Annotated in this window: 11 protein-coding genes; 2 read left to right on the forward strand and 9 right to left on the reverse strand. The window is 57.5% G+C overall.

Going from position 1 to position 14,254, the window contains the following annotated elements:
- Positions 1 to 13: 13 nt before the first annotated feature.
- From ACMYSO_RS16455 to pepA, 4 genes are all read right to left on the reverse strand, one after another.
- Positions 14 to 517, reverse strand: coding sequence for a GNAT family N-acetyltransferase (locus ACMYSO_RS16455; protein WP_434665980.1), 504 nt, complete (start codon positions 515 to 517; stop codon positions 14 to 16).
- A 122-nt stretch (positions 518 to 639) separates the two neighbouring features.
- A complete protein-coding gene (locus ACMYSO_RS16460; RefSeq protein WP_434665983.1) occupies positions 640 to 3,495 on the reverse strand; it encodes a valine--tRNA ligase in 2,856 nt (951 codons plus the stop codon).
- Positions 3,495 to 3,938: a DNA polymerase III subunit chi gene (holC, locus tag ACMYSO_RS16465; RefSeq protein WP_434665986.1), complete on the reverse strand. Its 444-nt coding sequence runs from the start codon at positions 3,936 to 3,938 to the stop codon at positions 3,495 to 3,497. Before holC ends, ACMYSO_RS16460 begins: the two co-directional genes overlap by 1 nt.
- A 195-nt stretch (positions 3,939 to 4,133) precedes the next feature.
- A complete protein-coding gene (gene pepA / locus ACMYSO_RS16470) occupies positions 4,134 to 5,645 on the reverse strand; it encodes a leucyl aminopeptidase (RefSeq protein ID WP_123757919.1) in 1,512 nt (503 codons plus the stop codon).
- A gap of 391 nt (positions 5,646 to 6,036) precedes the next feature.
- Here pepA and lptF point away from each other — a divergent pair, with 391 nt between their 5' ends.
- The gene (lptF, locus tag ACMYSO_RS16475) at positions 6,037 to 7,134 is read left to right on the forward strand and encodes an LPS export ABC transporter permease LptF (RefSeq protein ID WP_434586579.1); all 1,098 of its coding nucleotides are present in this window, start codon (positions 6,037 to 6,039) and stop codon (positions 7,132 to 7,134) included.
- Positions 7,134 to 8,216 carry an LPS export ABC transporter permease LptG gene (gene lptG, locus ACMYSO_RS16480; protein ID WP_434670826.1) on the forward strand — a complete coding sequence of 361 codons (1,083 nt, stop codon included), beginning with the start codon at positions 7,134 to 7,136 and terminating at the stop codon, positions 8,214 to 8,216. The genes lptF and lptG overlap by 1 nt, the downstream gene beginning before the upstream one ends.
- A 33-nt stretch (positions 8,217 to 8,249) precedes the next feature.
- On the opposite strand, the gene allS is transcribed toward lptG, so the two are convergent.
- The 5 genes from allS to ACMYSO_RS16505 are packed head-to-tail and all read right to left on the reverse strand — an operon-like array spanning position 8,250 to position 14,197.
- Complete coding sequence (allS, locus tag ACMYSO_RS16485) at positions 8,250 to 9,179, reverse strand: HTH-type transcriptional activator AllS (protein ID WP_434665988.1); 930 nt, start codon at positions 9,177 to 9,179, stop codon at positions 8,250 to 8,252.
- The gene (locus ACMYSO_RS16490; protein ID WP_434665990.1) at positions 9,166 to 9,999 is read right to left on the reverse strand and encodes a DUF2877 domain-containing protein; all 834 of its coding nucleotides are present in this window, start codon (positions 9,997 to 9,999) and stop codon (positions 9,166 to 9,168) included. The genes allS and ACMYSO_RS16490 overlap by 14 nt, the downstream gene beginning before the upstream one ends.
- A gap of 1 nt (position 10,000) precedes the next feature.
- Positions 10,001 to 11,266, reverse strand: a complete 1,266-nt coding sequence (locus tag ACMYSO_RS16495) for a DUF1116 domain-containing protein (protein WP_434665992.1) — start codon at positions 11,264 to 11,266, stop codon at positions 10,001 to 10,003.
- Positions 11,267 to 11,289: 23 nt separating this feature from the next.
- Complete coding sequence (fdrA, locus tag ACMYSO_RS16500) at positions 11,290 to 12,960, reverse strand: acyl-CoA synthetase FdrA (RefSeq protein WP_434665994.1); 1,671 nt, start codon at positions 12,958 to 12,960, stop codon at positions 11,290 to 11,292.
- Between the two features lie 13 nt (positions 12,961 to 12,973).
- Positions 12,974 to 14,197: an MFS transporter gene (locus ACMYSO_RS16505; protein WP_015585294.1), complete on the reverse strand. Its 1,224-nt coding sequence runs from the start codon at positions 14,195 to 14,197 to the stop codon at positions 12,974 to 12,976.
- Between the last annotated feature and the right edge of the window lie 57 nt (positions 14,198 to 14,254).

The following is a 14,254-nucleotide window of genomic DNA, read 5'->3' on the forward strand; positions in this document are numbered from 1 at the left end:
CGGTGCTGAGAGGCTACAGCGCTTTGAGCATCCGGACTTCGCAGTCCACATGGCCGGTACGGCCCAGCGGCGCGTCGATATGCTGGAAGCCAAGGTGTTCATATAACCCGACGGCTTCTTTCAAAAAGGCGGTAGTTTCCAGATAGCAGCGTTTGAACCCCTGCTCGCGGGCATGCTCCAGCGCCAGCAGCGCCAGCTTTTTAGCCAGCCCCTGGCCGCGAGCGGAGGTCATAAAATACATTTTCTGCAGCTCGCAGATATCCGCTTCACTATGGGCCAGCGGCGCCACGCCGCCACCGCCAACCACCCGGCCATCCAGTTCAACCACCCAATAGGCCGAACCCGGTTGGCTGTAAAGCTCAAACAGCTCGTCCAGATTAGGGTCGGCTACCGTATAGCCTTTATCTGCCGTCAGCCCATACTCCGCAGAAACCTGGCGGATAACCTGAGCAATAGCGGCATTATCTTCAGCGGTGATGCGGCGCAGCGACAATGTAGTGGTCGCGATCGTATTCATACGATGACTCATAGCAAATAAATAGCGGATGGTGTTGTTAATAACACCCTGTACGGGGGAAGCGCAAGCGGGGAACGCGGATAAAAAACGCCCCTTGCCGGATTGCGCAAGGGGCAGATGGATTACAGCGCGGCGATGACCGCCTGCTGTTCAATCAGTTTGCTTTTCGCTTCCGCGTAGCCTTCCAGTTTCTCGCGCTCTTTGGCGATAACCGCTTCCGGGGCACGGGCCACGAAACCTTCGTTGGAGAGCTTGCTTTCGATGCGGCTGATTTCACCTTCGATTTTTGCCACTTCCTTCGCCAGACGCGCCAGCTCATCTTCTTTGTTGATGAGACCCGCCATCGGGATCAGCAGCTCGGCGCCGTCGATAATCTTAGTGACCGAAACCGGGCCTTTATCATCGGCAGACAGCACGGTGATGCTTTCCAGACGCGCCATCGACTGCAGGAAGCTCTGGTTGTCGGTCACGCGACGCTGTGCGTCAGCGCTACAACCGCGCAGCAGCAGTTCCAGCGGTTTACCTGGAGCGATGTTCATTTCCGCACGGATATTACGTACGGCGACGATCGCCTGCTTCAGCCATTCGGTATCGGCCAGCGCCGCTTCATCGACCTGAGACGCATCGTACTGCGGGAACGGTTGCAGCATGATGGTGTCCGCGGTCACGCCGCAAATCACCTTCACGCGCTGCCAGATGGTTTCGGTGATGAACGGAATGATCGGGTGTGCCAGACGCAGCAGACCTTCCAGCACGGTTACCAGCGTGTTGCGGGTGCCGCGCAGCTCAGCGTCAGAACCACCGGTCATGACCGGCTTGGTCAGCTCCAGGTACCAGTCACAGAACTGGTTCCAGGTGAATTCATACAGAATGCCCGCGGCGATATCGAAGCGGTAGCTGTCCAGCGCATCGCGGTAGTTCTTGATGGTCTGGTTGAATTCCGCAAGGATCCAGCGATCGGCCAGAGACAGCACCATGTCGCCGCCGTTAAAGCCGCAATCCTGATCTTCGGTGTTCATCAGCACGAAGCGGCTGGCGTTCCACAGCTTGTTACAGAAGTTGCGGTAACCTTCCAGGCGTTTCATGTCCCAGTTGATATCGCGGCCGGTAGAGGCCAGTGCCGCCAGGGTGAAACGCAGGGCGTCGGTGCCGTGCGGCTCAATGCCGTTCGGGAACTGTTTCTCAGTGCGTTTGGCGATTTTCTCTGCCAGCTGCGGCTGCATCATGTTGCCGGTACGTTTTTCCAGCAGATCCGGCAGGGAGATACCGTCGACCATATCCAGCGGGTCAATGACGTTGCCCTTGGATTTGGACATCTTCTGGCCTTCGTCGTCACGAATCAGACCGGTCATGTAGACGGTATGGAACGGAACCTGCGGCTTGCCGTTTTCATCTTTGATGAAGTGCATGGTCATCATGATCATGCGGGCAATCCAGAAGAAGATGATGTCAAAGCCAGAGACCATCACGCTGGTCGGGTGGAACTGACGCAGAGCATCGGTGTTTTCCGGCCAGCCGAGGGTTGAGAAAGTCCACAGCGCGGAGGAGAACCAGGTGTCGAGCACGTCTTCGTCCTGGCGCAGCGCGACGTCAGCGGACAGGTTGTTTTCCTGACGCACTTCGTCTTCGGTACGGCCCACGTAGACGTTGCCTTCGTTGTCATACCACGCCGGGATACGGTGACCCCACCACAGCTGACGGGAGATACACCAGTCCTGAATATCGCGCATCCAGGAGAAGTACATGTTTTCGTACTGCTTCGGCACGAACTGGATGTCGCCGTTCTCAACCGCTTCCACGGCCGGTTTTGCCAGCACGTCGGCACGCACGTACCACTGGTCGGTGAGCATCGGTTCGATAACCACGCCGCCACGGTCGCCGTACGGTACGGTCAGGTCGTGCGGTTTAATTTCTTCCAGCAGGCCCAGCGCGTCGATAGCGGCAACCACGGCTTTACGCGCGGCAAAGCGTTCCATTTTCTGGAACTCTGCCGGGATCGCGTTCGAGTAAACGTCGGATTCTTCGCCTTTGGTGTCATACACTTCCGCACTTTCACGGATATCGCCGTCAAAGGTCAGAATGTTGATCATCGGCAGCTGATGACGACGACCGACTTCGTAGTCGTTAAAGTCGTGCGCCGGGGTGATTTTCACGCAGCCGGTGCCTTTTTCCATATCGGCGTGTTCGTCGCCAACGATTGGAATACGGCGGTCAACCAGCGGCAGCACGATGAATTTGCCAATCAGGTCTTTGTAACGCGGGTCTTCCGGGTTAACGGCCACGCCGGTATCACCCAGCAGGGTTTCCGGACGAGTGGTGGCCACCACCAGGTAATCTTTACCGTCTGCGGTTTTTGCGCCGTCGGCCAGCGGGTAGCGGATGTGCCACATCGAGCCTTTGGACTCACGGTTTTCCACTTCGAGGTCGGAAATCGCGGTGCGCAGTTTCGGGTCCCAGTTGACCAGACGCTTGCCGCGGTAAATCAGATCTTCTTTGTACAGGCGTACAAAGACTTCTTTCACCGCATTGGAGAGGCCTTCATCCATGGTGAAGCGCTCGCGCTCCCAGTCCACGGAGTTGCCAAGGCGACGCATCTGACGGGTAATGGTGCCGCCGGATTCTGCTTTCCACTGCCAGATTTTATCGATAAAGGCATCGCGACCGTAATCGTGACGGGTTTTACCTTCTTCAGCGGCAATCTTACGCTCCACCACCATCTGGGTAGCGATACCCGCGTGGTCGGTACCCGCCTGCCACAGGGTATTTTTACCCTGCATGCGCTGGTAGCGAATCATGGTATCCATGATGGTTTGCTGGAAAGCATGACCCATATGCAAACTGCCGGTGACGTTCGGCGGCGGGATCATGATGCAGAAGCTTTCCTGGCTTTCATTACCATTCGGTTTGAAATAGCCCTGCTTTTCCCAGTGCTCGTAAAGCGGCTGTTCGATATCTTGTGGGTTGTATGTCTTTTCCATTATTTCCAGGTTGCCGTATTCAGGTTGAAACCAGCCATGCGGTACGCTTTGTAGCGTTCGCGCGCCAGTTGTTTCAGAGAATCTTCGTAAGGGACAAAGTCTACCACTTCTGTGAAAGCGGTGGCAAAATCTGCAAAATTAACCCGCAGACTGATCAGAATATCCCGTGGGCTGCTGTTGCGCTTTTGCGGCCAGGCGATTTCCACCGGAGCGCCGCCTCTGGGGCCTTCTCCCGCCAGATTGTGCGGGACGAAGCTTTCCGGTGGGCGCGCCCACAGCGCTTCATCGAGGCGAATGGCCTGCTGTTCATCTTCACAGGCAATCAGCACTCGTTTGCCACTGCGCCAACGTTCTGCGGCAACGTCACACACCAGCTGCTCGACGGCGCTTAAGCCATCGGCGGTGTTGTCATTGTCGAGCAGATAGAACGTTGCATTCTTCATAATCTATACCCATTGTCTTTCTGGCTGCCTCTTTGTTGGCTGCCCTCGCTCATCCCAGTCACCCCAGTTACATCGTTATCTATGCTCCTGGGGATTCGTGCGGTTGCCGCCGCGACGCAACCCGAAATCCAGAAGGTATAGAATGTAATGGGGGCACTGAATCCGGCAAGCAAGGCCTGCCGGGTACGCTTGATTTTACTCTTCGCCAGTAAACCCGGCGCGGTTGAGCAGGAACTGCGACAGCAGGGCGACCGGACGACCGGTGGCGCCTTTGGCTTTACCGGAGCGCCATGCGGTACCGGCGATATCCAGGTGCGCCCAGTTGTACTTACGGGCAAAGCGCGACAGGAAGCAGCCAGCGGTGATGGCACCACCAGGACGCCCGCCGATGTTTGCCATATCCGCGAAGTTCGATTCCAGCTGATCGTGGAACTCGTCGCTCAGCGGCAGGCGCCACGCGCGGTCACCCGCCAGTTCGGAAGCACCAATCAGCTCGTGGGCCAGCGGATTATGGTTCGACATCAGGCCGGTGATGTGATGGCCCAGCGCAATCACGCAGGCGCCGGTCAGCGTCGCTACGTCGACTACCGCTTCCGGTTCGAAACGTTCAACGTAGGTCAACACGTCGCACAGCACCAGGCGGCCTTCCGCATCGGTGTTTAACACTTCAACCGTCTGGCCGGACATGGTGGTCAGGACGTCGCCTGGACGATAGGCGCGCCCGCCAGGCATGTTTTCACAGCCGGCCAGCACCCCAATCACGTTCAGCGGCAGCTGCAGCTCAGCGACCATACGCATCACGCCGTAAACCGCCGCGGCGCCGCACATGTCGTACTTCATCTCATCCATGCCTTCGGCAGGCTTGATGGAGATACCGCCGGAGTCAAAGGTCAGCCCTTTGCCGACCAGCACGATCGGCCGCGCGTCTTCCGACGGGTTGCCTTTGTATTCGATTACCGACATCAGCGACTCGTTCTGCGAACCGTTGCCGACCGCCAGATAGGAGTTCATGCCCAGCTCGCGCATCTGCTGTTCGCCAATTACGCGGGTGACGACATTTTTACTGTAGGTGTCGGCCAGTTGACGAGCCTGAGAAGCCAGGTAAGCCGCGTTACAGATGTTCGGCGGCATATTGCCGAGATCTTTCGCCGCTTTGATGCCCGCAGCAATTGCCAGTCCGTGCTGAATAGCGCGCTCGCCGCTGGTCAGCTCGCGACGGGTCGGAACGTTGAAGACCATTTTACGCAGCGGGCGACGTGGCTCGCTTTTGTTGGTTTTCAGCTGATCGAAGCTGTACAGCGTCTCTTTGGCAGTCTCAACGGCCTGGCGTACTTTCCAGTAGTTGTTGCGGCCTTTGACGTGCAGCTCGGTGAGGAAACAGACCGCTTCCATTGAACCGGTATCATTCAGCGTATTTATCGTTTTCTGAATGACTTGTTTATACTGACGTTCATCCAGCTCACGTTCTTTGCCACAGCCAATCAACAGAATGCGCTCTGACAGAATGTTGGGCACATGGTGCAGCAGCAGCGTCTGGCCAGGTTTACCCTCCAGTTCACCGCGACGCAGCAGCGCGCTGATATAACCGTCACTGATTTTATCGAGTTGTTCGGCAATCGGGGAGAGGCGACGCGGCTCAAAAACGCCGACTACGATACAGGCACTCCGCTGTTTCTCCGGGCTACCGCTTTTTACACTGAACTCCATGCACTACGCTCCTGAATCTTAAAGACAACGACGGTGGCTACGGATAGAATTGAAAGCTTTCGTAACTCATGTCCGCTGTTGCGGTGACTTCGTGTTAATCTTAACGTTATTACGGCTTTGGTTCGTCAGAAAAAAACTGATACACGGAACCAATGAGTCATTTAATCTTAGCGATGATTTCGAAGACCAAAGAGAATAAATGACGTTTAAGCCATGAAACAAGCAATTTTCCAGCAACTATGCTCTAAATTATTCGCGTTGCAGGAAGGCAGCAAGGCCGTGAACCCTCAGGAACATAGCTAACTATGTGACTGAGGTGAGCGGATGCAGCCAACGCACCTGGAACGTGAAGAATAACAAGCAAAGACGGGTTTTTACGGGCGTATTTATAGTGATAATCATAAGATATCTGGTTCGTGAGACGCTGAAAAGCCAGTTGGCGATCCTGTTCATCCTGCTACTCATTTTCTTTTGCCAGAAACTGGTCAGGATCCTCGGCGCGGCGGTAGATGGCGATATCCCGACAAATCTGGTGCTCTCCCTGTTAGGGCTGGGCGTACCGGAAATGGCGCAGCTTATCCTGCCCCTGAGTTTGTTCCTCGGGCTGCTAATGACGCTGGGCAAACTGTATACCGAAAGTGAAATCACGGTGATGCACGCCTGCGGCCTGAGTAAGGCCGTGTTGGTAAAAGCGGCGATGATCCTCGCGCTGTTTACCGGTGCTGTGGCGGCCGTCAACGTGATGTGGGCTGGCCCCTGGTCGTCCCGCCATCAGGACGAAGTACTGGCAGAAGCCAAAGCTAACCCCGGTATGGCTGCGCTGGCCCAGGGCCAGTTCCAGCAGGCCAGCGATGGCAGCGCCGTCCTGTTTATTGAGAACGTCAACGGCAATCGCTTCCAGGATGTGTTCCTGGCACAGCTGAAGCCAAAAGGTAATGCGCGTCCTTCCGTCGTCGTGGCGGACTCCGGTGAACTGTCGCAGAAGAAAGACGGCTCGCAGGTGGTGACCATGAATCAGGGCACCCGCTTTGAAGGCACGGCGATGCTGCGTGATTTCCGCATCACCGACTTCAAAAATTACCAGGCAATTATCGGCCATCAGGCGGTCTCCTCGGACCCTGACGACACCGAACAGATGGACATGCTCACGCTGTGGAAAACCGATACTGACCGCGCCCGCGCGGAGCTGCACTGGCGCTTCACGCTGGTGGCGACGGTGTTCATTATGGCGCTAATGGTGGTCCCGCTTAGCGTGGTGAACCCGCGTCAGGGACGGGTGCTGTCAATGCTGCCGGCGATGCTGCTGTATCTGGTCTTCTTCCTGCTGCAAACCTCGATTAAGTCCAATGGCGGTAAAGGTAAAATCGACCCGATGATCTGGATGTGGGGTATCAACCTGCTCTATTTCGCGCTGGCCGTGCTGCTGAACCTGTGGGATACGGTGCCGATGCGCCGCTTCCGTGCCCGTTTTAACAAAGGAGCGGCGTGATGCAGGCGTTTGGCGTACTCGACCGTTATATCGGTAGGACGATTTTCAACACCATCATGATGACGCTGTTCATGCTGGTGTCGCTCTCGGGCATTATCAAATTTGTCGATCAGCTGAAAAAGGCCGGCCAGGGCAGCTATGACGCGCTCGGTGCCGGGCTGTATACCATTCTTAGCATACCGAAAGACGTACAGATATTCTTCCCGATGGCGGCGCTGCTTGGCGCACTGTTGGGGCTCGGGATGCTGGCTCAGCGTAGTGAACTGGTGGTCATGCAGGCCTCCGGTTTCACCCGTTTACAGGTGGCGCTGGCGGTGATGAAAACCGCGATTCCGCTGGTATTGCTGACGATGGCGATCGGTGAGTGGGTCGCGCCGCAGGGTGAACAGATGGCGCGTAATTACCGTGCTCAGCAGATGTACGGTGGGTCGTTGCTGTCCACCCAGCAGGGGCTGTGGGCGAAAGACGGTCATAACTTCGTTTATATTGAGCGGGTGAAAGGCAACGATGAGCTGGGCGGCGTGAGTATTTACGCGTTTAACGATCAGCGTCGTTTGCAGACCGTCCGCTATGCGGCCTCGGCGAAATTCGATAACGAGACCAAAGTCTGGCGTCTGTCGCAGGTCGATGAGTCAAACCTGACCGACCCGAAACAGATCACCGGGTCGCAGATGGTCAGCGGAACCTGGAAAACCAAGCTAACGCCCGACAAGCTGGGCGTGGTGGCACTGGATCCGGACGCGCTGTCGATCAGCGGCTTGCACAACTACGTGACCTACCTGAAGTCCAGCGGCCAGGACCCGGGGCGTTATCAGCTCAATATGTGGAGCAAAATCTTCCAGCCGTTGTCGGTGGCGGTGATGATGCTGATGGCCCTGTCGTTTATCTTCGGCCCGCTGCGTAGCGTGGCGATGGGGGTGAGGGTGGTCACCGGGATCAGCTTTGGCTTTATCTTCTACGTGCTGGACCAGATTTTTGGCCCGCTGACGCTGGTTTACGGCATCCCGCCGATTATCGGTGCGCTGCTGCCAAGCGCCAGCTTCTTCCTGATCAGCCTCTGGCTGATGATGCGTAAGGCGTAAATGACTTACGGCTCCTCCCATCGGGAGGAGCCGCTACAGAGCCGGCGATCTGTCAATATTGTTTAAAAACCCCTTCACGCAGTTTTCCTGATGACGGAACAGCGTCACTATCTCACTCACCGCCTTACCATCCCGTTCGTTACTCCATGCCAGCGACAGCGGTGAAGGCTGCCGACGATTCTCCACCTCTTTGGCTATCAGACTGCCGTTATCAAGCCACGGCTGACAAACATTGCGCGGCAGAAAGCCGACCCCCATCCCGGTGATGTGGCATTGTAATTTAGTCTGCATGTCCGGGACTTTTATTTCCTTCTGCCCTGAGAGCAGCCAGGCCACGCGCTTGGTGAGATTGCGGGACGTATCTTCGATATTGATAGCCGGGAAAGAACGCAGTGGTGCATCGTTAATCACCCCTTCGACGGCTGCCAGCGGGTGGTGTGGTGCCACCACAAAGACCCAACTGACTTCCCCGAGCGGCAACAGATTAATTGAGTTGGAGAGCGATTCCGAACCGGTGACGCCAATCGCCAGGTGGTAGTCGCCATACAGCATGGCATCCCAGACTCCCATATAGACCTGGCGGGAGACCTGAAACTGGGTAAACGGGAATCGTTGATGCAGATGGCTGAGCAGCAGGGCCACAGCGAGATTATCGTACAGCAGATTGTTGATAACCAGATTCACCTGGCGTTCGACGCCGTCATTGACCTGGCTTAGCTCATCGGGCATCGCTTCCAGCCAGCTTAGCCACTGCAGGCAGCGCTCAAGCAGATGGGTACCTGCAGGGGTCAGACTGACCGAGCGTGTGGTACGCAGAAACAGCGGTGTACCCAACGATTCTTCCAGCATTTTGATGCGGTAGCTGATGGCGGCCGGGGTTTTGAACAGGCTCTCGGCGGCGCGGGAAAAACTTCTGGTTTCCGCCACGCGAATAAAGGTGCGGATCGTTTCATGGTCCATCATTACAGTGTGCCCCGGATAGATACGTTACCAGACACTGCTGTGCAACATGCACTCCCAGCAGAGTGTCTGCGCCAGAGGTGTGTCCGTGTGCCAGCAGGTGACGAATGACGTGGTGAGTCCTTGTGCTATGAGCACCAACAGCCAGGTGACGCAGGAGATGGATAAGCGTGGTCGAAAAGCGTCCTTGACTGGCGTGCAAAAGATAACAAGCACTTACTGTCGTTGTCAGCTGTTGCAGCGTCCGGGCCGGGGGGAATTGCTCGATTTTGCGAGTCAACTCGCGAAGTGGTGCGGCGGAGTACAGAACGGCCAACGCACCGACCAGCATATCGTCCATGGAAGGGGTCAGACCGGGGCCGAGTCCGATCAGCGTTTCTGCGCCGACAAAGCCGTCGTCCAGCAGCGCGAACAGGCGCTGCTGTGGCGCATCCGCATGGCACACCGCTGCTGAGAGGCTGCCGCAAAGGCCGGTCCTCTGGGGATAAGCTGATAAAAAATCCGCTAGTGGCTGTAAGGGATGAGTAGGGAGTGAGGGGGTGATATGCCGACGAGGAGTGCGCAATCGCAGCGCCCGCCAGTGTAAAACGCCTGCGAACAGGGTGAGCACGGAGTCAGGAGAGAGGGTGCTGCGCAGATAATCATACTCCTGACAGCGCAGCAGCCAGCCCATGGGCGGCAGGCTTGTTCCGCCGCGCAGCAGGGTCAACAGCGTGCCATCCTCATGCTGCAGATTAATGGCCTGGCTAAACAGGCTATGGCAACGCCACTCGCCGTCCGGGAGCGGATGGCTGCAGCCAGAGGCAAGCGGCGTCAGGATCATATCAGGCTGCCTGGATATTCATCGCCTGGGCCAGCGCTTCCAGCGCCTGCTCGAAGCAGGCCAGTGGGGCGCGGACGGTTCCGGCACCCACCTGACCAATTCCGGCCTCCTTGTGGGCAATGCCGGTATTTATGATTGGTGTGATGCCGGTTTCCACGACCCGACGAATATCGAGCCCCAGGCAGGCCCCCTGGAAGTTCCACGACGGGATCTGCAACAGCGGATTATGCTGAAGATAAATCTCGCCCATCTCCTCTGACGTTTCCTGGGCCGCCTCCATCCCGCCTGCGCCAACGAAGCGGGTAACGCCTGGGGCAGCAATCATCGCCGCGCCGCCGATGCCATAGGTTTCGGTTATCGCGCTATCGCCGATGTCCGGATTGGCATCTGCCTGGCTGTAGCCGGTAAAGAACAGCCCCTGTGGAGTATTCACCGGAGCGGTAAACCAGCGGTCGCCGAGGCCGCTGACGCGAATGCCGAACATCTGGCCGTTGCGGGTCATGGCGGTCACCACCGAGCCAGCTTTAATTTCTGCGGCGGCATCCATGGTGGCTTTACAGTAGGCCATTGCCAGGTTGAGGAAGAACTGATCGGTTACGCTGAGGAACTCCAGCACTTCACCGGTCTGCGTTTTATCTCGTTCCTGTCCGGCGATGCGCGGGGCAAGGGTGCGCATCAGCAGCGCCGAGGCGGCGATGTTGCGCTGGTGGAATTCGTCGCCCATGGTGATGGCCTGCGCCATCAGCGCCGACAGGTCGAGGCCCTCTTCGAATGTGCTTAGCGCTTCGCTGAGTACCGGGGCGAGGATATCGCGCATCCAGCGCAGACGGGTTTGCACGTCAGGGCCATAAGCGCCAAAGCGCATCACTTTGCCGATCCCCTCGTTGAGGTTGCAATAGGCTTCATTGCCGTGCACCGCATCGCGCACCACAATCACCGGCATGCTGGCGGAGGTAATACCGCCCATCGGACCCACAGCCCGGACGTGATGACAGGGGATAAAGGTGACCTCTCCTTGCTCCAGCAGCTGCAAAGCATGGGCTTCATCATCAGCCCAGCCTTCAAACAGACAGGCCCCGAGACAGGCACCGCGCATCGGACCAGTCATCTCCAGCCAGCGGATTGGCGGCCCGGCATGCAGCAGCACGCGGCCTTCACGCAGTTCAGGGATAACGCTGGCGGCAGGTTTTACGTCGAGCCAGTGCGGGCGGGCGGCTTTGATACGGGCGATGACCGCGTCGTTTGCTTCATTAATGCTGGTGTACATAGCTACCTCTTACAAAAATAGAGTCAAAAGTTCAGTTGCTTAAGCAGGGCCGCCAGATGCGGATTGCCGCCGGCTATCGGTGCCCACTGGAAATGCACCACCGGGCAACCGGCCTGCTGCAAATCACGGGCAAAGCTGCGTAAGCCAACATTGATCACCTGCACGCCGTTGAGCAGTGCCGGGGGAGTGGCAGGAGCCGGGTGTTGACGAGGAGCTACCAGGTAATGCGCCAGTAGCACCGCCTCTTGCAAGGTGTTCATCACGATGACGTCGCCGTTAAGCAGGGCGTCGATTTGTTGGGAACGAGGCTGGGGATCCTGTTCGGTGCCGGTGACGGTGGCGATAACCGTCAGGGGGTGCTCAGGGCCACGGGCGTCGCGGACGGTGTTAATGGCCTCCAGCAATGCGCCCGCCGGATCGTCACAGGCGCCATAGCCGAGCACGATGTCTACCAGCAGCACCCCGGTTTCCAGCTGATGACTGAGTTTCTCGAGCTCCAGAGAACGGGTGGTCGGGTCGATCATCGGATGCGGGCGTCCTACAGTCCAGGCGTCGTCGCCAAGATCGACCAGGCGATGACCCTGGGCTTCCAGCATCACCCCGTCTGGATGATGAGCGTCGGTTTTCACCCCCAGATGCTCCGCCAGTAACATGGCGGCCTCAGCGGCGAGCGTACCGCCTGCATACAGTCCAAGGATCTGCTTACCGGTTTGTGGTGCTTGTGAAGCTGCTATCTGCTCGACGCTCGCCAGCATGGCGGCCAGACGCGCGGCTTCAGCCAGTGAGCTGGCAAACCAGATATTGCCCTCCTGTGCCCGGGCGGGTTTGCTGCCGAGAAACAAGGCGACGACGGGCTTGGACAGCTTTTTCATGGCGCTGATAATGGTCTGCCTGACCGATTCCGCAGGGGGTTTGGAGACGAAAGCGATCACCTTGCTTTGATCGTCTGCTGCCAGCATCTCCAGCGCCGTCAAGGCGCTGAGGCCCCCGATCTGCTGACTCAGATCGCGCCCCCCTAAACCAATCGCGTGAGTCACGCCCTGGCCGAGCAACGCCACCTGTGAGGTCAGCTCCTGGATGCCAGTACCTGAGGCGCCAATCACCCCGATGCAGCCCGCAGGCAGAATGTTGGCGAAGGCCAGCGGCGCCCCGGCGATGGCGGCGGTACCGCAGTCCGGCCCCATCACCAGCAGGCCGCGATCGCGGGCATACTGTTTCAGGGCCAGCTCCTGCTCCAGCGGCACGTTGTCAGAGAACAGCATCACATTTTTACCGCTCTCCAGCCCTTGACGAGCCACACCCGCCGCGTACTCTCCGGCGACGGAGATCAGCACCAGGTTTGCCTCCGGCAGTTTCGTACAGGCGCTCTCCCAGCGGCGCGCCTTTTGCAGACGCAGGCCGCTGCTCTGCCCTTGGGCAATGGCGTTCAGTTCGTCGTCCAGTCGCTGCTGGATCAGGGTGAGAATATCGGCGACCGGCTGACGGGTGCGGATTGCCGCGCAGATATCGTTTGGCGTTGCCTGGGCAAATTCTTCATGCCAGAAGCCCGTCGACTCCAGCAGCGCTTTGTTAGCGGGGGTGCCCATCATCACCGAGACTTCTTCGACATCGTCAATAGCGCTCAGCTTACGGGAGATGAGCATCAGGCTGACGGAGTCCTGAAAACTGCCTTTTTTTACGAATGCGTAAATCATCACAGACCTCGGGTTATTTCTTCTCTTTCAGGAACAGCATGCCGACCAGACCCACGACCAGTAACGCCGCGGAGACGTAGAAGCTGGAGGCAAGACTGCCGGTCATATCGCGAGCGGCACCGGCAATCACCGGAGCCAGAATGGAGGAACTCATACCGATAAAGTTGAACAGGCCGAAGGCGGAGCTGTAGTTGTTTTCATCGACGCTGTCGGCGACCAGCGCCACCAGAACCGGATCCAGCGCCAGCTTGCCCACCAGGCCGTAAACGCACAGGGCGACGATCACCCCGGTCATGTTCGGCATCCAGATGATGGAGAGCATGCTGAGGATAGCTACCGGCACCAGCACCAGAATCAGTGGTTTACGTTTACCCAGCCGGTCGGAGAGCGAGGAGAAGAGCAGCGCGCCAGGGATTGAAATCCAGGCGACCAGCGAGGTGATAAAGCCGGTTTCGCTGCCCGCAATGCCGCGCTCGCTTTGCAGGTAATAGGGCAGCCAGGTGAGGATCACGAAGAAGCCAAACAGGCTGCAAAACACCATCAGATAGACCAGCAGCAGATTGCGGTTTTTGAACAAATCGGTGAATTTGCTTTTCGGTTTCGCCACCCCGCCTGCCTCGACGGGCTGGCGCTTTTTCTCTTTGACGAACAGCCAGATAGCCAGCCCGGTCAACAGGGTAGGGATTGACATGGCAAAGAACGGTGTACGCCAGCTGTAGCCCTGGTCGTACACCAGCCAGCTGGAGGCCATCAGCCCTAGCGCAATACCAAAAGCCATGCCGCTATTAATGATGGCGCTGCCGAGTGAACGGTATTTTTTCGGGATTTGCTCTGAAGAGAGGCCGTACTGCGGGCCGTAGTAGGTACCTTCGCCAGCGCCGGTGACTACCCTGGCGAACAGCAGCGTGCTCCAGCTTTTGGCCCAGCCGGTGACGGCGGTAAAGGCCCCAAACAGTAAAAAACCAGGAATAAGGACTTTTTTCTTACCTATTTTATCACCGAGGATCCCGGCCGGAACCTGTAATAAAGCATAAGAGAAATAAAATACCGAATTCATTAATCCGAGCTGGGTTCCTGATAAACCAAATTCTTTTTCCAGTTCCCCCATTACCGGGTTTAATACCGTGCGATCGGCATACATAAATATCCAGCCGAGCCAGAATAAAAAGATGGTCACCCACCAGGCGGGGATCCCTCTTTTGTGTGGGGCCACCGCATCATTGAGTTGTGCAGACATGGTTTGTCTCCTGTAGATAATGTTGCTTCCGCCAGTACCAGCGGGTGTTCTGCGGCT

The organism is Klebsiella sp. B345 (assembly GCF_051131735.1).
In the GTDB taxonomy this organism is placed as follows: Bacteria; Pseudomonadota; Gammaproteobacteria; order Enterobacterales; family Enterobacteriaceae; genus Klebsiella.